This window comes from Synechococcus sp. SYN20 (assembly GCF_014279555.1).
Taxonomy (GTDB): Bacteria; Cyanobacteriota; Cyanobacteriia; order PCC-6307; family Cyanobiaceae; genus Synechococcus_C.
This window is the reverse complement of record NZ_CP047959.1, coordinates 99,725-122,992: the sequence shown is the minus strand read 5'-3', so window position 1 is coordinate 122,992 and position 23,268 is coordinate 99,725. Positions and strand designations below refer to the sequence as shown.

Sequence of the window (23,268 nt, the reverse complement as noted above, 5' to 3'; positions counted from 1 at the left end):
AACTGGGTAACGGCAGTCGACTGATGGACGTAAGGGCACATTCACAAAATGCGAGATGAGCCCGACCAGTCAGATGAACTGTGGACTGAGATGATCTCAAGGATGAAAGCTGCTCCATTCAAAAATGAATTTCCTCGCAATCAAAGGTGAATGCTGTCGGTCCTAGCCCCGAACCAAGGGCGAGAATATTTTCTTTAATCGTGCTGCTCAGTAGCAATCAATGAAGGGACAGGAGCGCTAACAAATATCTCAGCAATTTCTAAAAGTAAAAGCCAACACACCGCAGAAAATTTGCTCACAATAACTGGATCTAAACGTCGTTCCCAATGGCATGCATCCATCTGATCAGCGTTGGCTCACGCGGTGATCTCGAGCCCTACTTAGCCCTTCTAAAGGAACTTCAAGAGCGCGGTCACACGGTGCATCTCATCGGCAGCCCCAACTTCCAAGAGGCCGCAGAAGACGCCGGGATGCGGTTCACCTCCCTTCCCGGAGACTTCCGTGAGCTCATGGCTTCTGAAGACGGCCTTCAATTGATGGAGGGCAAGCCCATTCGCTTAATCCAGAACAATTTGCTCACCCAATGGCTGGAAACTGCTCGCACAGCAATCGATGGGTGCGACCTACTCATCACTCCTCCATTGGCTCTCTGGGGTTATCACCTTGCCGAAGCGGAGGGCTGTCGGTTCGCCGTGGTTAGCCCCATTCCTTTGATCAGAACAACAACGTTCCCCTTTCTGAACTGGCCAGGGAACCTTTCTGGCAATGAGAAAGGACTTCGCAATCGGATCAAAGGAAAACTCAACCAGCTCAGCTATGAAGCCATTCGTCTCCTCAAATGGCGACAGGAAAGCAAAACGATTCAGTCCTTTCGTCAGAAGCTGGGACTGCCCAAACTGCCCTGGAACGGAGCATCCGCCAGAGAGGATGCTCCTCCCTTGCTGCAATCGCCAACGGTTCTGCATCTCTTCAGCAAGCACGTTGTTCCCCGCCCCTCTGACTGGCCTTCTGATGCCAAGGTCACGGGGTTCTGCCTCTCCAAAAACCACGAAACTCAGTCTTATGACCCCCCAGAGGAGCTGAGGGACTTTCTGCAACAAGGCCCAGCACCGTTTTATGCCGGTTTTGGCAGCATGATCCCCAGAGATCCAGAACAGCTTGCTGAGATCGTCGTGACCGCGGCACGCCAAACCAATCAGAGACTGATCCTCTCGCCGGGGTGGGGTCGTGTATTGCCGAAAGGCTCCCTGCCGGAGTCAGTACTTGTGCTCGAACACTGTCCCCATCAATGGCTCTTCCCTCGGCTCCAAGGAGCCATCCACCACGGTGGTGCTGGCACCACAGCCACCACATTGATCAGCGGTATCCCGAGCATTGTGGTGGCCTTCTTCGCCGATCAACCCGCCTGGGGCCACACCCTTGAACAGTTGGGTGTCAGTCCAGCCACCTACGCAGCGACAATGGTGACAACAGAGGCTCTCAGCGAAAGCTTGCAGATTCTCTCCACTGCCTCAAGCTTCAAACAGCGTGCGCTCCAACTGCAGAAGCTCATCCAACAAGAGAAGGGCCTCTCGCAAACAGCCGAGGCGATCGAGCACGTGCTCGACCGATGAACGCTGAACTCTCATCTTCAAGCCGTTAGCAGCTACAGCTCGACGAACCCAATCACTTTGCGAGACAACGCTGGGCAGGCAATCTCCCAGGTCAGTCCGCAGTAAGCAGTCACGGTTTCTCTACCTCTTCGATGCAGCCATCAACTTGCGACCACTGCAGCAAGTTGTTCGCTGTCGCGTGAGATGGCAGAGAGGGGCCCTGGATAGTGCCATCAGGGTGCACTGGCTAGCTGTTCAAGCGGCATTACTTGGGAGATTGGAAAGGAAGTTGGACCCGCTGTAGCCCCTCTGTCGAGGTCAAGGAGACCTTCGCGAGCTGGCGACTTTTCAGGGCAGACCTTGCCAAGACCGAGATTGTTCAGGTAAATCACTACCGCTATCCAGACGGGGCTTCAATCGAGAAAGGGGGAACTACAACATCGAAGATCACAGCCATAAGGATGGGCTCTGCGGCCTTGCTAATGCCCAGTCTTCTGCCCACCCAAATGCGCCCTTTGAACTCTTCCTCAAGCTTGTCAACATCCACCACAGCGTCGGAGTGCTTTATGGAAAGAATCGAAACTTGCTGCGAACCGCCAGCATCAAAGAACAGCGTGGACGCCAGTCAGAGATCAGCTGGACAGACACCGTTGATCAAATGGAACCCTAAACACCCGATGGCCGCTTGAAAGGAGAGAAGCTTCAGATCAACCCCGAATTATCCTGCAATCCCTTGCGACGTTCCGATTGGCAGTGGATAGACATAGATCAATCCAACCACTTCTTTCCAGATGGCATCATTCTGCGCTGTCCTGAGCGAAACATTCCTGAACAAGATTTCTCCATTCAAGTGGTCTAGCTAGTCAAAGACATTGAACTGCAAATCATTACAGCTCGTTATGACAACAAAGCTCACAGATCTCCGCGACGTACCAAATGCTCACACAAGATCATTAGCACTACAAGTGCTAATGATTCAAGATTTCGGCGTCAACTCAAGCACTTACCTGAAACAATTGGCTTCCTTTCACGCATGCTCCAAAAACAAAAAGAATACTGAGACAAAGATCTTTAATTTGGGTAACTGACGCCAGATTTGCAAATTTGCGCGAAAACTCAACGGAACCATCAAGACTCTTATCAAGCCCAACATCCTGCTTTTCAAACACCTCTCCTTATCAAGGATCGCGCAGGAAAAGTATCAACTCAGAAGTTCAACGGAGCAAACCCATTGGCATTCAAATTTAATCCTGTTGCAATTCAAGAAGCAATGCCTGGATCCGCCCCTGGATATCGTTTCTCACTTCAGGATCTCCAACCAAGCGAATTTCCCCCGTTTGAGGCCACCAGTTCAGCTTGAGATTGCTGACGCCGTCGTCAAAGAGCGCCAGCTCGTAAGCGCCCTTGTGTTGCCAGTGACACGGAACATTCAATTGAGCAACCACAGACTGCAATTCTTCCAAACTTCCCTGAAAATTCATCAAAAAAATAAACCTGAGTTCTCTTATTATTACTACGGATAGAAGATTTGTAGCCAAAGCGACAATTCTGTTGAAGTTTTTAACACATGATTTCGCTTGAGTAAAGACATCGATCCAACGTCACTTTTGATGCTCGGAATTGAGTCACTTCAGGTCCTATCGAGACCTTCACTGCTGCATTTGCATGTTAACAATCTCGCTGGAGAGTGAGCTCTCCACTCTCTTCTCCCTCTTTGATGTCAATGGAGATGGAGCCATCACTCCGAACGAGGTAGAACAGGTCCTGAACTCAATGTCGGGGATCATTGCTGAGCAGGAAGCTCAAGCCCTACGCCAGTTAATGAACAGCCAGGGTGCCGTGAGCCGTGAAGGCTTTTTGGGCTGGGCTAAGAAGCAGCCTGGGCTGGAAACCTATCAACTGTTGAGAGATCTGTTTCAGCTTGTCGATACGGATGGGAACGGCTGGCTGAGTCACGACGAACTTTCCACGATGGTGTCGCTGCTTGTCACACCGGAAGCGTCGGTCGATACCCAGAAGCTGCTAGTGCAACTTGATCGCGACGGGAACGCACAGATCAGTCTTGATGAATTTATAACCCTGCTCGAGGGGAACGACCGCCTCAATTGCTCCCTCGCAGACCTCAAGCGTTTAAAGAAAAACCTGGTACAGATCAGCAGCACGGCTCGGCTTGAAGGCATCAGTCTTGTGGAGGTGGACTGTGACCTAGGGGCGGGCAAACCAGGCGCAGGTGCAGGCATTGAATTGCTCAAAAATGCTGCCAAACACCAACAAGATCTCCGCAACATCAGTGAAGGGCTGATCGCCGAGATCCGAGGCGAGCAGGCCCAATCCGCCAATGCTGCGACTGCAGGACGGAGTACGACCCCTCATGCGCGTCATATCAAAACCATCGCTGAAGTCATGCACGACGCAGCGAACTTGGTCTGCACCACTCTTCAGCAAGAGAGCTTCCCTCTGGTGCTTGCAGGAGACCACTCCACCGCCGCCTCCACGATCGCAGGAATCCGACGAGCCCATCCTCAGTCGCGGCTTGGGGTGATCTGGATCGATGCCCATGCTGATATTCATTCCCCCTTCACGACTCCGTCCGGGAACATGCATGGGATGCCGTTGGCGATCGCCTGCAGGCACGACAACCTCTCCGAGGCGATCAATGATCCAGACCCAGTTACACGCCAACTTTGGAAGGATCTCCAAGACCTGCATGGTCTCGAATCCGCAGCGATCGCCTTCCGTGATCTCATCTATGTAGGTGTTCGAGACACCGAAGCCGCTGAAGACGTCACCTTGGTGAACCACTCGATCCCCGTGATCAGCACCGAGGAGGTGAGACGAGATGGAGCCATTCAAGCTGCCAATCGCTGCCTCTCCCACCTCGCCGAGGTGGACCTGATCTATGTGACCTTCGATGTTGATGCAATGGACTCCACCATCTGCAAAGGCACAGGCACCCCCGTTCCAGGTGGGCTCTGGGCGCATGAGGCCATTCTCCTGCTTCGTACGCTGCTCTCAGATCCCCGAGTCTGCTGCTGGGAAATTTGTGAAATCAATCCCTACCTCGACGAACTGAACACCCTGGCGGAACTCTCTTTGGGGATCTTCCGAGCTGGCCTGGAGGTTCTTGGGCAGCGATTCAGCACCTCACCTTCATCCCATGCAAGCTGACGCCCCTTCCGTTTACGAGCTTCTGCAAGCTCTGCTGCCGGCACCGGCACCGGTCAAGCGACAGAGTTTGTTGGCTGAACGGCATTTCCAGAGGGGCCCATGGGGAAGCGGACTCCGAAGCTTTTCCCAGGTGATCTTTATCAACCATCCACTCAGTGGTGCCGTGCTGCTGCTGGCCTTCCTGCTGCAATCGCCCTGGATGGCTCTCTTGGCTGGAATCGGGGTGGTTGCTGCGAACTCCGCGTCCCGCTTGCTGAATCTTGGCCGAAATCTCCGTGATCAGGGAATCCACGGCTTCAACGGTGCCCTTGTGGGATGCGCAGCAGCCGTTCTATCCGACTCCAGCTCGGTGTCTTATGCCGGACTGATCGCTGTATTAGTGGCGCTGGGGGGCAGTCTCACAACGGTGATGGTCGAGCTGTGGCGGCGGCGCTTTCATCATCGCGGCGACCCGCCAGCGCTCACACTGCCGTTTTGCCTGATCACTTGGGGACTGTTGACCTTGGTCAGTCCTCGAATACCAGACAGTATCGAGGCGGTGAAAGCAGCTGCTTCGCCAGGCTCAGTTCAGGCGTTGGCTGTCGGGCTTCCCCACAGCTTCGGACAGGTCTTTCTCTGCTCCGGCCTTGCGAGCGGATGGCTTGTCCTCCTCGCCGTTGCTGTCGCAAGCCCGATCGCAGCCGCACTTGGAGCCTGTGGCGCACTGATCGGGATGATCACCGCCATGGCGATCGGTGCTGATCCCGCAGCAATAGCCCAAGGCCTATGGGGCTACAACGGCCTTTTGGTTGCGATCGCCCTCGGCGGCATCTTCCATGCTCCCGGACGCAGAACCCTCGCCATCGCTCTCATGGGAGCAGGGCTAGCCAGCTTGCTACAAGCACTGCAGGGGAGATGGATGGGCAACCTGCCACCACTCACTCTGAGCTTCATTGTCACCACTTGGATGATGCAGCGTCTTGCTGGCCGAGCGCTGCCGGCATTGATTCCTGTGGCCCTGCATGCCGTTGTCAGCCCTGAGGAACACCGCAAACGGTTTCTCGTGGCGAGTGAACTGTTGGGACGATTCCGCCGCAACTTGCAACAGAGAGTTGACGGCATAGCCCCCAACGCTGGGGGGGAGCAGCCTCAAATCGAGCTGAACAGCCAGATGCAAGATCTTTTTGATCAACTCGATCGCAATCATGATGGCAATCTCAGCCTTGACGAGCTGCGGGATGCGCTGTTGTCAGGCGGGACGAGCAAACAAAGTCATCAGCGCAGAACCTCATCCCTAAACGATCAATTAACGGCAACAATGGCATCGATGGATCTCAATGGTGATGGTCGAATCGACTGCTCTGAATTCAGTCAGCTCATCCAACGACTGCAACGCCTCCGACAGGGAGAAGAGCGATTGCTGTTGTATCTAATGCCAGTGGATAGCAATGGCAACGATCGCCTGGATCAAGACGAACTAGACCTACTCCTGCAGAGTATTGGGCAGACCCCCCTCACCTCAAAGGAACAAGCGTTGGTTTTCGCGAACCAACAACAGAGCCTGAGCTGGCACGATTTCGTCGATCGCCTGTTGTTGAGCTAATCATGGCGGTGAGGAGAGGCCATGCCAGTGCTCCGCTGGAAAACTGTTTAACCAAGTTGAGGCAAAGGCGTCATCAGTGGTCAATAACAAGTATGGTCCGCGCATCTAATCAGTTGCATTGTGCGGGCCCCCCTTGTTGCAGTAATGACTCTCACCGTTGCGCTTGCAGCATGCGGGCAGAGCAAGACATCCAGCACTCCCTTTTTATCCATCAACACTGCAACGATTTCCGAGGGCAGCTTCAAACCAAGCATCAAAGCGATTAGCCCGCTTGAGTCCACCACCAATGTGGCTCTAAGCCCTGAAACAGATGGCCGGGTGATCAAAAAACTTGTCAAAGAAGGCGATCAAGTGCAAGCAGGTCAAGTGATTCTTGTGCTCGACAACACGCAGCTGAGCGCCCAGCTCGATGCATCTAAATCAGAAGCTCTTTATGACAAAGTCAATGCTGAGAGGTACCAATTTCTTTACGAACAAGGAGCCGCATCAGCGAAACGTCGTGATGCCTACGCAACAAAAGCGATCACATCCCGAGATCAAGCCATTGCCGATAAGGCCAACCTGAATTACAAATTTGTGCGCTCTCCAATTAATGGAGTAATCGGAGACTTAGACACCGTAAAAATCGGCGATTACATCAAGGCAGGAGAGATCATCACTGGAATTGTGGACAATTCCACCCTCTGGACCCTGATGGAAATTCCTGCATCACAAGGATCCCAGGTCAAAGTGGGGCAAGCTGTACGGCTCGCGTCTCAATCCATCCCTCCGGTTACTGGTAAAGGAACAATCACCTTTGTATCGCCTTACTACGCGATTGCTCAATCCGGTAATCCTCCCAACACGCTGATGGTGAAGGCAATGTTCCCCAACCTCACCGGACAATTAAAAACAGGCCAATACGTTTCCTCCGAGATCATCACCGGATCAAGTCAAAGTCTGGCCGTACCGGTGCAGGCCGTGATGATGCAAGCCCAGCAGCCTTTCGTTTATGAGGTGGTCCCCATCAGCAAGGCGCTGCCAACACTCAAAAGCTCGCCTAACACAACAGCTCAAACGTTGGAAAAACTAGAAAAACTTCCAGGCAATACCCCGATCGTGCTGCAAACAAAAGTGCAGCTCGGAGATCTGCAGAACAACCTTTATCCCGTGATCTCTGGCCTCAAAGCTGGCAACAAAGTGGCGATTAGCAACACAAGTCGGCTGCGTAGTGGCATGCCTGTGAAGGTGTCAGCGGGGGCCAACTGAACCAATGGCTTTCTCCGACAATTTCATCAAGCGACCAGTCCTGACAACGGTCTGCAGCATTCTAATTGTGCTCGTCGGGCTGATCTCGATCCCGATGTTGCCCATTGCCAATCTGCCCAACATTGCCAATCCTTTAATCCAGGTGAGCGCAACTTATGGAGGCGCCAATGCGGAAGTGACTGAGCAAGCGGTTACGAATCCCTTGGAGCAACAGATCAATGGTGTTCCCGGAGTCAGCTATATCTCCTCGAACACCGACATGACAGGCATCAGCACTGTCAATGTCTATTTCGACCAGACAACAGACATCGATATTGATCAAGTGAATGTCCAGAACCGTGTGTCTCTGGCCAATCCCCAGCTCCCAGAACAAGTGAGCGCAACAGGGGTCTCCGTGAAGCAAAGCAACCCCTCCATCCTCCTTGCCTATGAGATCAGTTCAAGCGAAGGGCAATTCGATGCTGCTTTTTTGAACGGACTCATCTACGAACAGCTCTATTACCCACTTTCACGTGTAGAAGGAGTTGCCACAGTCAATATCCTCGGAGGCGCCAATCCAGCCTTTTGGCTATTTGTTGATCCAAGCAAACTTGCGGCCAACAAACTCACATCAGAAGACGTTCTCAATGCAGTTCAGTCGCAAAATAGTGTGGCGGTTGGTGGCCTTATTGGAGGGCCTCCCGCCTCAGGCGATCAGGCCTACACCTACCCCATCGTGGTGGAAAACAACGGCAACCTGATCTCCATCGATGACTTCAACAACCTGATCCTCAACCGCTCGCCCTCCGGCAATCTCCTCAAACTGAAGGATGTCGGCGAAGTGCGCTACGGCACCAACACCTTCTCCGTGCAGGCTATTGATAAAAACGGAAAAGAAGCACTCACTGTTGCTGTCTATCAGACCCCTGCGAGCAATGCTCTCGATGTCTCTGAAGCAGTCGTCAATCAAATCAACCAATTCAGAAGTACGGTGCCTCCTGGCGTCACCATTGATCAGATTTATAACATCGGCCAGTTCATCGAATCCTCCGTCGATGGAGTAATTGATGCTCTCGGACTAGCGATCGTGTTGGTATTAATCATCCTGTTTCTTTTTCTCCAAAACTGGCGCGCCACCGTGGTACCCAGCCTGGCGATTCCGATCTCTCTAGTGGGGACCTTCGCGTTCCTCAACATCTTTGGATTTTCAATCAATCAGCTGACGCTGCTGGGGCTCGTCCTAGCCACAGGCTTGGTTGTGGATGACGCCATCGTGGTGATTGAAGCGGTCTCCACCAATATCGACAAGGGAATGAAGCCCCGAGAAGCGGCACTCGCTTGCATGGGGGAGCTCTTTGGCGCACTGCTTGCGACCGCCCTCGTGCTGATGGCGGTGTTTGTTCCCGTTGCGTTTTACCCCGGTGGAATTGGGATCATCTACAAACAATTCGCGCTCACGATTGCCTTTTCGGTTGCCATTTCTGCGTTTAATGCGCTGACATTTTCACCGATGCTCTCGGGTTTGATCCTTTCGCAGAGACAACCACCGGAACCCAAGGGACGCAGCTGGATTGTGGTGGGAGTAATCGTGGGCTTGGCCTTTGGCCGTTTCAGTGCTGCCTCCTTTGGTAACTGGACTTACATCGCTGGAATCGTGATCGGTGCCCTTGCTGGATCAAACCTGCCTGTGATCTTCAAGGTGTTCAACCGAAATTTCGAGCGTCTCGAAACCACCTATTCCAGGCTGCTCAAGCGGATGATCCAAGCCCGCCGCTTCGTGCTAGCTGGATTGGTTGCAGGAATCCTGGCCACCGGCTTCGCCTTCACTACTCTCCCGACGGCCTTTATCCCCGATGAGGATCAAGGCTATGGAATGGGAATTTTCCAACTGCAAAACGGGGCTTCCCTTGTGGAGACCAAAAAGCTTGGCAACCAAATCGCCAAGGTTCTCAGCGAGGAAGGCGACGTAGCGAATGCATCCGTCATCAACGGCTTTGGCTTCAACGGCTCAAGTCCTGATCAAGGCATCTTTTTCTTCGGCCTCCAGCCTTTGGAAGAGCGCAAAGGCGCTGAACACAGTTCAGACGCCATCGTGAAACGCCTCAATAAAAAATTATTCCAATTAAGCGATGGTCTCGCGAAAGCTTCAGGCCCACCAGCGGTGCCTGGCTTCTCTCCACAAGGCGGTTTTTACTTCCAATTTAATGATCTCAGCAATGGTTCCTACAGCTTCAACGAACTCTCTAATTTGTCAGGCGAACTGATCAAGACGGCGAATGCAAGTGGTGACTTTTCCAGCGTTTTCACGCAGTTCACCCCAAGCGCTCCAGCGATCGGCCTCAACATCAATCGAGACGTGATGGGTGCTCTCAATGTTGACTTCAAAGAGGCGATGGACACCATTTCCGCTCTGGCCGGCAACAACTTCTCCGGACTCACCTATGAGAGTGGTCAAGTGCGCAATATCTACGTGCAAGGCACACCGGATCAGCGACAAAACATCGAAGACATTCTCAGCTTCTACGTTCGATCGAACGATGGCGAATTAGTTCAGGTATCCCAGTTTGCTGAAGCCGAGCTCAGCAGCGCCCCCCCCGTCATCAGCCACTACAACTTGAATCGCACCGTACTCATTCAAGGCGCAGAAGCGATCGGCAAGAGCAGCGGTCAGGCCCTCAGCAAAATCAAGCAATTGTTTGACGCTCAGAATTACACCAACATTGGTTCAGCCTTCACTGGTTTGGCAGCTCTGCAACTCTCCGCAGGGAACGCGAGCATCCTGGTGTTTGGACTTGGGGTGCTGATTGTGTATCTAGTCCTTTCAGCCCAGTACGAGAGTTACATCACACCGATCATCATTCTGGCAACGGTTCCCCTGGCCATGCTTGGTGCCCTCGCCTTTCTTGCGATCCGTTCGATCGATTTGAACATCTATGCCCAAATTGGCCTAGTCACCCTGATCGGCCTAGCGGCCAAGAATGGAATTTTGATCGTGGAGGTAGCCGAACAAAAACTCAAAGAGGGGAAAAGTAGCGTGATCGCCGTGATCGAATCGGCCGAATCACGGCTTCGTCCCATTCTGATGACAGCTATAGCCGCCCTAGCGGGTTTCTTACCTCTCGTGGTCGCCAACGGTGCAGGAGCCAATGCACAACAATCTCTAGGAACCGTCATTTTTGGTGGATTAATCGTTGCCACCGTTCTCTCCATAGGGGTTGTTCCCCCCGTTTATGTGCTGGTCAAGGACCTTGAAAGCAGGCTCATGTCACCCAGCAAATGAACGCTCCTTTTGCTCCAATGCAGGCGCCTTGGACCTGGAAATCCCATGAGATTGGCTGGTCCGTCATGGGGGATCAAACGGCACCAACAGCGGTGCTACTGATTCATGGCTTCGGAGCGAATACGAATCATTGGCGCTTCAACCAACCCGTCCTCGCCGCGCAAGTTCCCACCTATGCCATCGATCTGCTGGGTTTCGGCAGGAGTGATCAGCCACAAGCACAGCTCAAGGATGAACCCAGCACAAACAAATCAGTTCACTATTGTTTTGATCTATGGGCTCAACAAGTTGTCGATTTTTGCATCAACGTGATTGATCGTCCCGTGGTGCTTGTTGGCAACTCAATCGGTGGTGTTGTAGCCCTAAGAGCTGCACAACTTTTAAAAGAGCAAAGCCAGAGGATTCCCTGTGAGGGAGTGGTGCTGATCGACTGCGCGCAGCGGCTGATGGATGACAAACAATTGGCAACCCAGCCAGCCTGGATGGCTTGGATCCGCCCTCTCCTCAAAACCCTGGTCAGTCAGCGCTGGCTGAGTACAGCCTTGTTCCGCAATGCGGCACGGCCAGCACTCATTCGGAGCGTGCTCAAACAGGCCTACCCCAGTGGATGCAATGTGGATGACGACTTGATAGCCCTTCTCTTAGGACCAAGTCAACGCAATGGAGCTGCAGAAGCATTTCGCGGCTTTATCAACCTCTTCGATGATCACTTAGCTCCGGATTTACTCCAAACTTTATCTGTACCCGTTCATCTGATTTGGGGGGAAGCGGATCCCTGGGAACCCGTTAAGGAAGCCAACAACTGGCAACAAGAATTCGATTGCATTCAATCACTCTTGGTGATTCCCCGTGCAGGACATTGCCCACACGACGAATCTCCAAAGGCTATCAACGAACGTTTATTGCTGATCCTCAATCAGCAGGCAACGTAGGCCTCAACCTGACCACTCAGACGACGCAAACCAGCTAAGCCATCACGCTCGAGATTGCGCACACGATCACGGCTGATGCCAATGATGCGGCCAATCCCCGTGAGGCTCATCGGCTCCTCTCCGTCCATCCCATAGCGCATCCGCAAGACTTTCCCCTGCAATTCAGGCAGCTGGCTCAGCAGATCGCGCAGGTCTCCCTTCAGGCATTCCCCTTCCACCTGTTCTGATGGCAGCTCTCCATCACCGGCCAACAATTCCAGCAGTTCGGTGTCATCACCATCGCCCACCTTCATCTCCAAGCTCACAGGCTGGCGGGCCCGGCACATCAAATCCTTCACCTCATCTTCTGGAAGTTCCACAAATGACGCCAATTCCGTCACCGATGGGGTGCGGCCCAGCTCTTGACTTAATTCCCGTTGACCCTTTTTCAGCTTGTTCAACATCTCGGTGATGTGAATCGGTAGGCGAATCGTGCGGCTCTTTTCCGCAATCGCACGGGTAATCCCTTGGCGAATCCACCAGTACGCATAGGTACTGAATTTGTAGCCCCGGGTGGGATCAAATTTCTCCACACCACGCACCAAACCGATCGTTCCCTCCTGGATTAAATCCAGCAGTTCCATATTCCGCTTGGTGTATTTCTTGGCGACGCTCACCACCAACCGCAAATTGGCAGCCACCATGCGCTCCTTGGCGCGGCGACCAGCCTGCAGCTTGCGCTTCAGTTGCGCTGCACTCACACCAGCAGCTTTCGCAACCTCTTCTCTGGCGACCTCTTCTCCGCCGCGCTGATCCTTGAGTTCTGCTTGCAACGCCTCCAAATCCATCAGCTCCTGAACCTGACGGCCCAGCGTGATCTCCTGTTGGTGACTCAACAACGGCACGCGGCCGATGTCGCGCAGGTACGAACGTACTAAATCGACTTCAGCGCCAGAGGCGCGACCGGTGGAGGCAGATGCGGGGCGGGAAGCAACAGCAGCAGCAGGAGCCATGACGCTTCATTGAGTTGTGTAAAGAGTAACCCTAAGAAACGTAAACGAACTCTCAGAAAGCGAAAGAAGTGGCTAGATGAGTAGAAATACTCGTGGTCTCGAGCAGCTGGGGCGCATGCAGCAGCAACCACTCCGCCGTTTTCAGATAGATGAACACGCCCGCCACGTCTGTAGCGGTGGTAATAAAAGGCGCTGACATCAGGGCTGGATCGAGGCCCATGCGGTTAAACAGCAAGGGCAGCGCAGCACCCGCCGTGGCGGCCAGGGTGGTAATCGCAAGCAAACTGATCCCAACCGCCATCCCTACAAGGGGGCCGTCACCACGCCACCAAGCAAATGGCACCACAACAAACAGCATTAGCAGGCCCAGGAGAGCACCGGCGAGCGCCTCTCTGACCACAGCACGCCAGGGGCCCAACGGTTGAATGCGCTGGGTGCTCAATCCACGAATCACCACCGTGGAACTCTGCGCACCCACATTTCCACCTGTGCCAATCAACAAAGGAATGAATGCGGCAAGCATCACAACCTCACGCAACACGGCATCGTTCATCGCGATCACCTGGGTGGTGAAGCCATTCGCAATCACCAACACCGCAAGCCAGACCACGCGGCGGCGCGCCACGGTGAACAAATTGCTCTGGAAATAGTCATCTTCATCACCAGCCTCCACCGCACCAGCGGCATAGAGGTCGCGGGTGGCTTCTTGCTCGATCACGTCGATCACGTCATCCACCGTGACGATCCCCACAAGACGACGCTCCCGGTCCACAACAGGCACCGCAAGAAAGTCGTAGCGCTGAATCGCACGGGCGACCTCCTCCTGGTCGGTATCGGTGCCAACGCTCACAACCTCCCGGGTCATCACATCACCGATGCAATCGCTGGGGTCGGCCGTAACCAAATCACGCAAGGACAAGATTCCAGTGAGATGGCGCTGCCCATCGGTGACATAAAGGCTGTAGATCGTTTCGGTTTCTGTCGCTCGGCGGCGAACGATGGTGAGAGCCTGCGCAGCACTATGAAATTCCTTGAGATCGATGTATTCCGTTGTCATCAAACGACCAGCCGTTTCGGGGGCATAGCCAAGGAGCTGGGCGGTCACACGTCGCTCAGCAGGACTGAGCTCCACCAAAAGACGGCGCACCACTTTGGCCGGAAGCTCATCAAGCAGGCGCACCCGATCATCGGGCGACATCTCTTCCACCAGCTCCAACACTTCACTGGAGCGCAGCCGTTCCAACAAGCTTTGCTGAATGGCTGGCTCAAGGTATTCATAAACCTCAATCGCTTCGTCCTTGCCGAGCAAGCGAAAGGCAAGTGCCTGCAGCGTTCGCGGAAGGCAACCCACCGCTTCCGCCACATCCACAGGCTGAACCGGAGCCAACAGCAACTTGACTCCGTCGTAATTGCCAACCGACAACATCGCTTCCAATTGCTGAGCAACCACCTCAGCGACCAGATCATTCGTGACGCTCACACCGCTGCGGCCGTGGGCTTCTTCCATGCTCTCCGCCCGGCCCCTTCCAGTGTAAGTGGGGCGGTCGCCGGTTATCGTCAGCGCCGATTGCACTTCCAATAGTTATGGCCCCCAACATCAGCAGCGTGTCCGTCAACACCCCAGACGGCACCAACAAATCACTCGGTTCTTACTCCGGCAAGGTGCTGTTAATCGTGAACGTGGCTAGCCGCTGCGGCTTCACGCGTCAGTACAGCGGTTTGCAAGCGCTACAAGACAGTTACGGCCCTCAAGGTCTTCAGGTTTTGGGCTTCCCCTGCAACGACTTTGGCGGACAGGAGCCAGGCTCTTTGGAGGAGATCAAAAGCTTCTGCTCCACCACTTACAACGCCAGCTTTGAGCTGTTCGACAAAGTGCATGCCACTGGAAGCACCACGGAGCCTTACACCACCCTCAACACAACAGAGCCTTCAGGCGATGTGGCTTGGAACTTTGAGAAATTCCTCGTCGGCAAAGACGGCACGGTGATCGCACGCTTCAAAAGCGGCGTTGAGCCCGATTCCGATGAACTGAAGACTGCGATTGAGTCTGCTCTTAACTCCTAACCAAGCTCCGGCCTACGACAACACCCAGGGCTGCGGCACCCAGCCCCAGCCCCAGGGTGAGGCCAATCAACCCCAAGGCAGCAAGCCAATCTCCTTGAGCGATGAAGCTCACGCAGTGCACCATCCAGCTGCTGAATGTGGTGAGCGAACCGCAGAAACCAATGCCAATCAACAACTGACGTTTTGGACGGAGGGGAAGCCCCACCAACCAGCCCAAAATGAACGCGCCGAGCACGTTCACAATCACGTTGTTGTCATGCAGATGGGACCCTATTTGCCAACGCATCACAGCGCCAGGAACGGCTCCAAGCGCTACAAGCCACAGCTCGTTCAGATCTTGGCGAAGGGTGAGCTCGTTGACGTTGGAAGAAGAAGACTGCGGCATCAAGCGACCCCCTCGGCCAAGCCAAGCCCGTAGCCAAGACCAGCCGCAACCAAGCCACCCAGGATCGAGCCCACGCCGAGAAGTAGCGATTCCAGCCAATTCCTCTGCTTAAGAGTATTGAGCAACTCAACGGCAAACGTAGAAAACGTACTGAGGCTGCCAAAAAAGCCCACAGCCACAAGCAACGTCAGCCCCGAAACCCCTTGAGACGGAGTGCAGGGATCATTGCCTTGCAGACCTAAAACCAGACCGAGGGCAAAGGCGGCAACGAGATTGACCGCAAAGGTTCCCCAATGCTTGCGGGGAACCATCGGCTCGAAGTGATTCACGATCCGCAGCCGAAGCCAGGCGCCAGGAATGGCACCAATCCCTACCAGCACGACCTGACCAGCCGTGAAGGAATCAGCCATTCACCCAACCACGCACAGACTGAAAGCTCGCTGGCAAGCCCTGGCCTGAAGACACCTGCACTTGAATCCAGTCGCGGCCATCGTCTCCACGCCAATGACGCAACATCTGGAGTGGAGTGCCTAACTCCAACCGGCGCAGGGCTGGGGCTTCAACCAGCGGGCTGGAGCGCAACACACAGCACTCACCACTGAGCAATGGGCTTTTGCCCTCCTGCCTGCGCAAGGGGGGAAGCCGCCGCTGAGCACCACCAGCGGGAAGTGCTGCTGGTGCCATCAAGGCCACGCCAAGAAGCCAGCCCCAACGCAACACAACACCGGTTGACATCCGCATCAGATGTCGAGAGACGCCATGTCCAAGTCGGCGCTGTGGGTTTCGATGAATTCCCGCCGTGGCGCAACTTTGTCGCCCATCAGGATCGTGAAGATGCGATCCGCCTCCAGCGCATCCTGCACTTCCACCCGTTTCATCATGCGGGTGGAGGGATCCATGGTGGTTTCCCACAACTGCTTGGGCATCATTTCACCGAGACCCTTAAATCGCTGAATGTTGTAGTTGGCTTTCTCGCCAAATCCAGCCAAGGTTTTTTGCAATTGCTGCTCGTTGTAGCAATAGGTGTGATTTTTTCCGCGCTCAACCTTGTAAAGCGGCGGACAAGCGATGTAGATATATCCACCTTCAACCAATTCTTTCTGATAGCGATAGAAGAAGGTAAGAATCAGCGTCCGAATGTGCGCACCATCCACGTCCGCATCCGTCATGATCACCACACGGTGGTAACGGAGATTTTTAACGTTGAAATCCTCTCCTTTAATCCCCAAGCCAAGGGCCGTAATCAGCGCTTGGATCTCAGTGTTTTTATAAATCTTGGCGTCGTCGGTTTTCTCGATGTTGAGAATTTTTCCGCGCAAAGGAAGAATCGCTTGAAAACGACGATCGCGTCCTTGCTTGGCGGAGCCTCCAGCGGAATCTCCCTCCACGATGTAGATCTCAGATTCTGAAGGATCTCTGGTACTGCAATCGGCCAGCTTCCCAGGAAGGGTGGAGCTTTCCAGCACACTTTTACGGCGCACCAACTCGCGCGCCCGGCGGGCTGCTTCTGCCGCATTAAAAGCCTGGATCGCCTTCTCCAGGATCATGTCGATCACCCCTGGATTGAACTCCAGGTATTGGCTAAGTGATTCTCCAACCAAGTTGTCAACAATGCCGCGAACCTCTGTATTGCCAAGCTTCGTTTTTGTTTGACCTTCAAATTCCGGCTCGGGAACTTTCACCGAAAGCACGGCGGTAAGGCCTTCGCGAATATTTTCGCCAGCCAAATTTGAATCAGCCTCTTTGCGCTTGCCTCGTTTCTTCGCAAATGTATTGAGAGTGCGGGTCAAAACCGTCTTCAAGCCTTCAATATGAGTGCCCCCATCCACTGTGCGGATGTTATTGGCAAAGCCAAGAATGCTGTCGGAATACGCATCAACGCACCACTGCAATGCCGCTTCCACGGTCACGCCATCTTTTTCAGCGTTCACATAGATGATTTCTGGATGCAGAGGATCTTTCTCCGCATTCATGTAGGCAACGTATTCCTTGATGCCACCTTCGTAGAAATACAGCTCCTCGCGGGGCTGGCCCTCTTTATCCCGGGCAGCTTCTCTCTCATCGCGGAACACGATGCGCACACCACCATTCAGATAAGCCAGCTCTCGCAAACGGGCCGAGAGGGTGGAGTAATCAAACTCAATTCCAACCGTAAAGATCTGGTGATCCGGCTTAAAGCAAACGCTGGTGCCTGTTACTCCATTCTCCTCAGCAGGCTGCGGCTCTGAAGCAAGGCTGCCAATGGCGGCACCGCGCTCAAAGCGCTGGCGATGCACCTGGCCTTGACGGCGAACGGTGACTTCCACCCACTCACTCAGGGCGTTCACGACGGAAACACCAACGCCGTGCAAACCACCCGAAACCTTGTAGCCACCAGCTCCAAACTTGCCGCCAGCGTGCAACACCGTGAGCACGGTTTCCAGGGCGCTTTTGCCCGTGCGGGGATGCACATCCGTAGGGATGCCTCGGCCGTTATCACTTACAAACGCGGAGCCGTCTTCTCCGAGAACAACCGTGATCTCGTTGCAATGCCCAGCCAGGGCCTCATCCACGGCATTGTCCACCACCTCGTAAACGAGATGGTGGAGGCCACGAGGCCCGGTTGTACCGATGTACATCCCCGGGCGCTTCCGCACCGGTTCGAGTCCTTCAAGAACTTGAATCTGTTCGGCACCGTAGGCGGCTTGAACTTTTGAGGCTTCGCTCATGCGCTCGTCGTCGGCCCAGCCCTTTTCATCTACAACTTACCACCGGTATCCCAGAGGCGCTCGTAGAACCCTCTGACGCGTCATTTTTAAAGGGGATGCACCCCATCGTTTCTTCGATGAATCAGATCAGCCCTGAATTCGGGACCACAGCCAAGGCAAAACCTGATGCAGAGGCGCCCCTTGTGGTGGCACTGGTGGGCCCGACGGCGAGTGGCAAAACCGAGCTTGCCCTTGAGCTTGCTGAGCACTTCCAGTTGGAGATCCTCAACATCGATTCTCGCCAGCTCTACCGAGAGATGGATATCGGCACGGCCAAACCCACGGCCGAGCAACAACAGCGCGTCACCCATCACCTCCTCGACCTGCGCTCCCCTGATCAACCGATCACGCTTCAGGAATTTCAGCAAGAAGCCGCTGCAGCCGTGAGCCAGGTGCTCAAGGTCCGAGGTGTGGCTTTTTTAGCCGGAGGCAGCGGCCTCTACCTCAAAGCCCTCACCCAAGGATTGCAACCACCGGCGGTACCTCCTCAAGCCGAGCTACGCCGCCAACTGAGCGCTCTTGGTCAAGCGAACTGCCATCAACTGCTCCAACAGGCCGATCCCCTAGCGGCCGCCAAGATCGCCCCTGCAGACGCAGTTCGCACCCAACGCGCTCTTGAGGTGCTGTACGCCAGCGGCAAACCAATGAGTGAGCAACAATCGGCCAATCCTCCGCCCTGGCGCGTGCTGGAGCTGGGACTGAATCCCGAGGAGCTGCGCTCACGCATCGCCCAACGCACCCAGCAGATCTATCAAGAGGGCTTACTTGAAGAAACGCAGCAACTGAGCCAGCGCTATGGCTCTGACCTCCCCATGCTGAAAACGATCGGCTACGGCGAAGCGCTCGAGGTGCTGCAGGGAGAGCGAAGCGAAGCTCAGGCCATCGCCACCACCACCAAGCGCACCCAGCAGTTCGCCAAGCGACAACGCACCTGGTTCCGCCGCCAACACAGCCCCCACTGGCTCACAGGTCAGGATGCGCTTAGCGAAGCGATAGGCCTGATCGAAGCGTGTCTAGACTGAAGAGCAATCTCTGCTGAGCACCGCTTTCAATCAGCAGCCCTTCACAACACTGAATGCCCCCACGTCCTCGCTTTGACCGTCGCGCCCCCGTCCGGGAGCTCCCCAACATCAATGACCGCATCAGCTACCCACAGCTCAGGGTTGTTGACGCAGACGGAGAGCAGCTCGGGGTGATCGACCGGGAAAAAGCACTAGAAGTTGCGCGTGAACGCGAGCTCGATCTCGTACTGGTGAGCGAGAAAGCCGATCCGCCGGTGTGCCGGATCATGGACTACGGCAAATTCAAATTCGAGCAAGAAAAGAAAGCCAAAGAAGCCAAGAAGAAGTCGCATCAGACCGAAGTCAAAGAAGTCAAGATGCGTTACAAAATCGATTCTCACGATTACGACGTCCGCATTGGTCAAGCGCAGCGGTTCCTTAAAGCCGGCGACAAGGTGAAATGCACGGTGATTTTCCGGGGCCGGGAAATTCAGCACACCGCCTTGGCCGAGGTGTTGCTGCGCCGGATGGCCAAAGACCTGGAAGAGCCCGCCGAGGTGCAACAGCCTCCGAAACGCGAAGGCCGCAACATGATCATGTTTCTCACACCCCGCAAAGCTCCTCTGTTGAAGAAGGACAAAGAAGACGGAGTGGGGAACAACGCTGTGCGCACGATTCCTTCACCGGCGCGTCGGATCATCACTCAAGAGTGAGCCGCTTCCAGAAGCAGTCGCCAGCCCTCCTCAGCTGAGGCCTGGTGATACTGATCACGGTCTTCGCACATGAAGCCGTGATCAGCGCCCTCAAAGGCGCTGTAGCGCAAGCGCAGGCCTGTGGGATCCACCCTTTGCAGTGCAGCCTGAATCGCCTGTTGCTCTGAGCTTGGGATCAGGGGATCGATGCTGCCGCACAAGCAATGCAGCTCTCCTTGCACTGCGGGCAGCAGCTCCAAGCTGGGGGCTCCTCCACCGGGCCGCCCACAGCTCACCCCAGCCCCATAAAAATCCAAACTCACATCTACGTCAGTGAGGGTGGCGGCCAGCAGAGCGGCATGCCCGCCAAAACAGAACCCCACCACTGTGATGCGCAGGGGCTGATCACGGCTTCCAAGGGCCTGCCGCAACCAATCGATTGAGGCTTGGACATCGGCCAGGATCGCCGCAGTGGTCGTGGCCTCCTTATGACGCCGACCTTCGCGGGTGGACGCGGGATCGTAGCCCAACTCCAGCTCTGGAGCCGTGCGCGCAAACAGCGGCATCGCTAAGGCCGGAACACCAGTCGCCGACAAGCGATCGGCCACACCCCGCACCCAACGATTCAAGCCAAAGATCTCAGGCAGCACGATCACCGCACGGGTTGCTGGCTTCACGCTGCTGGTGGGAGCCCACCAGCAGCGCAGCGGCACCGGCCCCGTGTTCAGCGTGATCCAGGAGCCTGGCGATGGCTCGGGAAGCACAGGAGGAAGAATGGAAGGAATGGGCATCAGCGCGTGAAGATAAGCCGCTAGATCGGGGCAAGGATCAGCTCAGCAATTGTCACCAAGCCATCCAGTCCTTAAGGTGGCCACATCAATCCGGTCCACCGGCGTGCGATTCCACATCCAACAGGAAAGCGACATACCGGCATCGACCCAGCTCTACAACCAGATCTGTTTCGCTATCGCCGCCCGGCACTACCCGCCTGGGCATCGTCTTCCGAGTACAAGACAACTAGCGATGCAAACCGGCTTACATCGCAACACGATCAGCAAGGTGTACCGCCAGCTCGAAACCGATGGGGTGGTGGAAGCGATGGCAGGTTCTGGGATCTACGTCCGCGATCAACAGAAGCCACGGGAAATCCGAACGCCGCCCCATATCCGCAATCGTGGCGTCACCGATCTCGATCGAGAGGTGCGCAAATGCGTGGATGGCCTGCTCAATGCTGGTTGCACCCTGCAGCAAACCCGAGAGCTACTCACGCGTGAAATCGATTGGCGCCTGCGCTGCGGCGCCCGGGTGCTTGTGAGCACCCCGCGAGAAGACATTGGCGCTTCGATGCTGATCGCCGAAGAACTCGAGCCCAACATCAATGTGCCCGTGGAAGTGGTGCCGATGGAAGAGCTCGAGAGCGTACTCGAGAACGCCAGCAATGGAACGGTGGTCACCAGCAGGTACTTCCTCCAACCCATCGAAGAACTCGCCAAAAAACACGGCGTGCGCGCTGTTGCCGTGGATCTCAATGACTTCAAAGCGGAGTTGGGGATGCTCAAAGAGCTCCGCCAAGGCAGCTGCGTTGGCCTGGTGAGCATCAGTCCCGGCATCCTGCGCGCCGCCGAGGTGATCCTGCACAGCATGCGCGGCAATGACCTGCTGCTAATGACGGCGACTCCAGACATCGGAAGCAGGCTGCTGGCCCTTCTGCGCGCCTCTAGCCACGTGCTGTGTGATCGCCCCAGCATGCCGCTGGTGGAGCAAAGCCTGCGTCAAAACCGCTCCCAACTGATGCGCATGCCCCAAGTGCACTGCGCCGAGAGCTACCTCAGTGGTGACACGATCGAGCTCCTCCGCAAGGAAATCGGTCTGGTCAGCCACTGATCAGTCCCTAATTCGCCGCGATAAGGGTTACCCGCACGAGATGATGCATGCATTAGCAACAGGTCCGAATCAAGGCCATGCTTGATCAAATTCGGGCCGACTTTGCAATCATCCGCGAACGGGATCCCGCAGCGCGCGGGCCTCTCGAGATCCTGCTCTGCTATCCAGGCTTTCAAGCGATCAGCCTGCACAGGCTGAGCCATCGGCTGTGGCGCTCGCGCCTACCCCTGAAACTGCCGGCACGCCTGCTCAGCCAGCTGGGGCGAGGAATCACCGGGATCGAGATCCACCCCGGCGCCACGATCGGCCGCAGCGTATTCATCGATCACGGCATGGGGGTGGTGATTGGTGAAACCAGCGAAATTGGTGATCGCTGCCTGCTCTATCAAGGCGTCACCCTGGGCGGTACGGGCAAAGACAGCGGCAAGCGTCACCCAACGCTCGCCAACAACGTGGTGGTGGGAGCCGGCGCCAAGGTGCTAGGAGCCATTGAGGTGGGCGCTAACACCAGAATCGGTGCTGGATCCGTGGTCGTGCGCAGCGTTGAGCAGAACTGCACTGTGGTGGGGATCCCCGGGCGGGTGATTCACCAGAGCGGGGTGCGCATCAACCCCTTGGCGCACTCGGCTTTACCGGATGCAGAAGCGAATGTGATCCGCAACCTGATGGAGCGGATTGATCAACTAGAAAATCAGGTGAGCATGCTGCAAACCTGCCTGAAGTCGGTAGCCGCAGGGCGACCTATGAATGAAGTGGAAGCTGGTCGAGCCCAAAGCCTGCAAGACCGTGAGATCCTTGAATTTTTAGGCGATTGAACTGAGAGGATATCAACAATTAACGAAAATAATGATTAACTCATCGCGCAGTTCAAATGTCAAACCAACGACAAAACGACGTAGAGCCTCATTAATGAATAAAAAGCTGCGCTTTCCACGCAATCTCTGGCGCCATCGCGAACTATGGTGGAGGCTGACTGAACGAGAAATTCTCGGGAGATACCGAGGCTCAGTTCTTGGAATCGCATGGAGCTTCATCACGCCCTTGGCGATGCTGGCGGTGTACACGTTTGTCTTTTCCCAGGTCTTCAAGGCGCGCTGGGGCGGCCTTGAGCAGGCTGGCCCTCTAGGATTCGCAATTAATCTATTTGCAGGGCTGATTGTTTTCAATCTATTCAGCGAGTGTGCCATACGTGCACCTAGCCTGATCGTGAGCAACCCCAACTACGTCAAGAAAGTCGTTTTCCCCCTGGATATATTGAGTTGCGTTTCAGTTGGAAATGCTTGCTTCCATGCACTGACCAGCTTGTGCATACTGTTAATTTTTGAATTAATTGCATTTCAAACTATTCCTCTAACTTTACTTTGGCTGCCTCTGGTCTGGTTACCTTTGATCCTGGGATCATTAGCATGTTCTTGGCTCTTGAGCTCTGCAGGTGTGTTTCTACGCGATATCGGTCAACTCATCGGCGTTGGCATAAACATGCTGATGTTCCTCAGCCCAATCTTCTTCCCTCTATCCGCTTTACCAGATCGATGGCAACCACTGCTTAGGATCAATCCACTAGCACAAGTGATCGAGCAAACACGACGAGTTGCCGTACAGGGCGTCAATCCAGACTGGCCTTATCTTTTAATCGGCACAGTAATTACGCTTTTAGCCTGCGAGATTAGCTTTCGAGGGCTCCAAAGGTCGAAAAAAGCTTTTGCGGATGTACTGTAATTA

Annotated in this window: 21 protein-coding genes; 13 read left to right on the top strand and 8 right to left on the bottom strand. The window is 54.9% G+C overall.

Going from position 1 to position 23,268, the window contains the following annotated elements; genetic code table 11:
• The first annotated feature begins 326 nt into the window (after positions 1 to 326).
• On the top strand, positions 327 to 1,613 hold the full coding sequence (locus tag SynSYN20_RS00595; RefSeq protein ID WP_186524308.1) for a glycosyltransferase: 1,287 nt from the start codon (positions 327 to 329) through the stop codon (positions 1,611 to 1,613).
• Between the two features lie 248 nt (positions 1,614 to 1,861).
• Positions 1,862 to 2,281: a DUF3598 family protein gene (locus SynSYN20_RS14620; protein ID WP_186524307.1), complete on the top strand. Its 420-nt coding sequence runs from the start codon at positions 1,862 to 1,864 to the stop codon at positions 2,279 to 2,281.
• Positions 2,282 to 2,836: 555 nt separating this feature from the next.
• On the opposite strand, the gene SynSYN20_RS00585 is transcribed toward SynSYN20_RS14620, so the two are convergent.
• On the bottom strand, positions 2,837 to 3,130 hold the full coding sequence (locus SynSYN20_RS00585) for a hypothetical protein (RefSeq protein ID WP_255476307.1): 294 nt from the start codon (positions 3,128 to 3,130) through the stop codon (positions 2,837 to 2,839).
• 127 nt (positions 3,131 to 3,257) lie between these two features.
• On the opposite strand from SynSYN20_RS00585, the gene SynSYN20_RS00580 reads away from it, so the two are divergent.
• The 5 genes from SynSYN20_RS00580 (at position 3,258) to SynSYN20_RS00560 (ending at position 11,781) form a co-directional block, all read left to right on the top strand.
• Positions 3,258 to 4,760 carry an arginase family protein gene (locus SynSYN20_RS00580; RefSeq protein ID WP_186524306.1) on the top strand — a complete coding sequence of 501 codons (1,503 nt, stop codon included), beginning with the start codon at positions 3,258 to 3,260 and terminating at the stop codon, positions 4,758 to 4,760.
• On the top strand, positions 4,750 to 6,342 hold the full coding sequence (locus tag SynSYN20_RS00575) for an urea transporter (RefSeq protein WP_186524305.1): 1,593 nt from the start codon (positions 4,750 to 4,752) through the stop codon (positions 6,340 to 6,342). The genes SynSYN20_RS00580 and SynSYN20_RS00575 overlap by 11 nt, the downstream gene beginning before the upstream one ends.
• Positions 6,343 to 6,486: 144 nt before the next feature.
• Entirely contained in the window at positions 6,487 to 7,590 is a 1,104-nt protein-coding gene (locus tag SynSYN20_RS00570) for an efflux RND transporter periplasmic adaptor subunit (RefSeq protein WP_186524304.1), read from the top strand.
• A gap of 4 nt (positions 7,591 to 7,594) precedes the next feature.
• Positions 7,595 to 10,849, top strand: a complete 3,255-nt coding sequence (locus tag SynSYN20_RS00565) for an efflux RND transporter permease subunit (protein ID WP_186524303.1) — start codon at positions 7,595 to 7,597, stop codon at positions 10,847 to 10,849.
• Positions 10,846 to 11,781, top strand: coding sequence for an alpha/beta fold hydrolase (locus SynSYN20_RS00560; RefSeq protein WP_186524302.1), 936 nt, complete (start codon positions 10,846 to 10,848; stop codon positions 11,779 to 11,781). Before SynSYN20_RS00565 ends, SynSYN20_RS00560 begins: the two co-directional genes overlap by 4 nt.
• Here the strand turns inward: SynSYN20_RS00560 and SynSYN20_RS00555 are convergent.
• Both SynSYN20_RS00555 and mgtE read right to left on the bottom strand, forming a co-directional pair.
• Complete coding sequence (locus tag SynSYN20_RS00555) at positions 11,766 to 12,773, bottom strand: RpoD/SigA family RNA polymerase sigma factor (RefSeq protein ID WP_186524301.1); 1,008 nt, start codon at positions 12,771 to 12,773, stop codon at positions 11,766 to 11,768. The two genes, SynSYN20_RS00560 and SynSYN20_RS00555, sit on opposite strands and share 16 nt — an antisense overlap.
• 52 nt (positions 12,774 to 12,825) lie before the next feature.
• Positions 12,826 to 14,280, bottom strand: coding sequence for a magnesium transporter (mgtE, locus tag SynSYN20_RS00550; protein WP_186524300.1), 1,455 nt, complete (start codon positions 14,278 to 14,280; stop codon positions 12,826 to 12,828).
• A 77-nt stretch (positions 14,281 to 14,357) separates the two neighbouring features.
• On the opposite strand from mgtE, the gene SynSYN20_RS00545 reads away from it, so the two are divergent.
• Positions 14,358 to 14,837 (top strand): glutathione peroxidase, encoded by a 480-nt coding sequence (locus SynSYN20_RS00545; RefSeq protein ID WP_186524299.1) that lies wholly within the window; start codon positions 14,358 to 14,360, stop codon positions 14,835 to 14,837.
• Here the strand turns inward: SynSYN20_RS00545 and SynSYN20_RS00540 are convergent.
• From SynSYN20_RS00540 to gyrB, 4 genes are read right to left on the bottom strand one after another with little or no spacing between them, the layout of a single operon-like run.
• Entirely contained in the window at positions 14,827 to 15,222 is a 396-nt protein-coding gene (locus tag SynSYN20_RS00540) for a CrcB family protein (protein WP_186524298.1), read from the bottom strand. The genes SynSYN20_RS00545 and SynSYN20_RS00540 overlap by 11 nt on opposite strands.
• On the bottom strand, positions 15,222 to 15,632 hold the full coding sequence (locus tag SynSYN20_RS00535; protein WP_186524297.1) for a CrcB family protein: 411 nt from the start codon (positions 15,630 to 15,632) through the stop codon (positions 15,222 to 15,224). The genes SynSYN20_RS00540 and SynSYN20_RS00535 overlap by 1 nt, the downstream gene beginning before the upstream one ends.
• Entirely contained in the window at positions 15,625 to 15,963 is a 339-nt protein-coding gene (locus SynSYN20_RS00530; protein WP_186524296.1) for an SH3 domain-containing protein, read from the bottom strand. Before SynSYN20_RS00530 ends, SynSYN20_RS00535 begins: the two co-directional genes overlap by 8 nt.
• Positions 15,963 to 17,930 (bottom strand): DNA topoisomerase (ATP-hydrolyzing) subunit B, encoded by a 1,968-nt coding sequence (gene gyrB, locus SynSYN20_RS00525; RefSeq protein ID WP_186524295.1) that lies wholly within the window; start codon positions 17,928 to 17,930, stop codon positions 15,963 to 15,965. Before gyrB ends, SynSYN20_RS00530 begins: the two co-directional genes overlap by 1 nt.
• 116 nt (positions 17,931 to 18,046) lie before the next feature.
• On the opposite strand from gyrB, the gene miaA reads away from it, so the two are divergent.
• Both miaA and infC read left to right on the top strand, forming a co-directional pair.
• Positions 18,047 to 18,991, top strand: coding sequence for a tRNA (adenosine(37)-N6)-dimethylallyltransferase MiaA (gene miaA, locus SynSYN20_RS00520; protein WP_186524294.1), 945 nt, complete (start codon positions 18,047 to 18,049; stop codon positions 18,989 to 18,991).
• A 53-nt stretch (positions 18,992 to 19,044) separates the two neighbouring features.
• A complete protein-coding gene (gene infC / locus SynSYN20_RS00515; protein WP_186524293.1) occupies positions 19,045 to 19,683 on the top strand; it encodes a translation initiation factor IF-3 in 639 nt (212 codons plus the stop codon).
• On the opposite strand, the gene SynSYN20_RS00510 is transcribed toward infC, so the two are convergent.
• Positions 19,674 to 20,453: a dienelactone hydrolase family protein gene (locus tag SynSYN20_RS00510; protein ID WP_186524292.1), complete on the bottom strand. Its 780-nt coding sequence runs from the start codon at positions 20,451 to 20,453 to the stop codon at positions 19,674 to 19,676. The genes infC and SynSYN20_RS00510 overlap by 10 nt on opposite strands.
• Positions 20,454 to 20,556: 103 nt before the next feature.
• On the opposite strand from SynSYN20_RS00510, the gene SynSYN20_RS00505 reads away from it, so the two are divergent.
• From SynSYN20_RS00505 to SynSYN20_RS00495, 3 genes are all read left to right on the top strand, one after another.
• On the top strand, positions 20,557 to 21,546 hold the full coding sequence (locus SynSYN20_RS00505) for a GntR family transcriptional regulator (protein ID WP_038014178.1): 990 nt from the start codon (positions 20,557 to 20,559) through the stop codon (positions 21,544 to 21,546).
• Between the two features lie 77 nt (positions 21,547 to 21,623).
• Positions 21,624 to 22,361 carry a serine O-acetyltransferase EpsC gene (gene epsC / locus SynSYN20_RS00500; RefSeq protein ID WP_186524291.1) on the top strand — a complete coding sequence of 246 codons (738 nt, stop codon included), beginning with the start codon at positions 21,624 to 21,626 and terminating at the stop codon, positions 22,359 to 22,361.
• A 94-nt stretch (positions 22,362 to 22,455) separates the two neighbouring features.
• Positions 22,456 to 23,265, top strand: coding sequence for an ABC transporter permease (locus SynSYN20_RS00495; protein WP_186524290.1), 810 nt, complete (start codon positions 22,456 to 22,458; stop codon positions 23,263 to 23,265).
• Positions 23,266 to 23,268 lie beyond the last annotated feature (3 nt).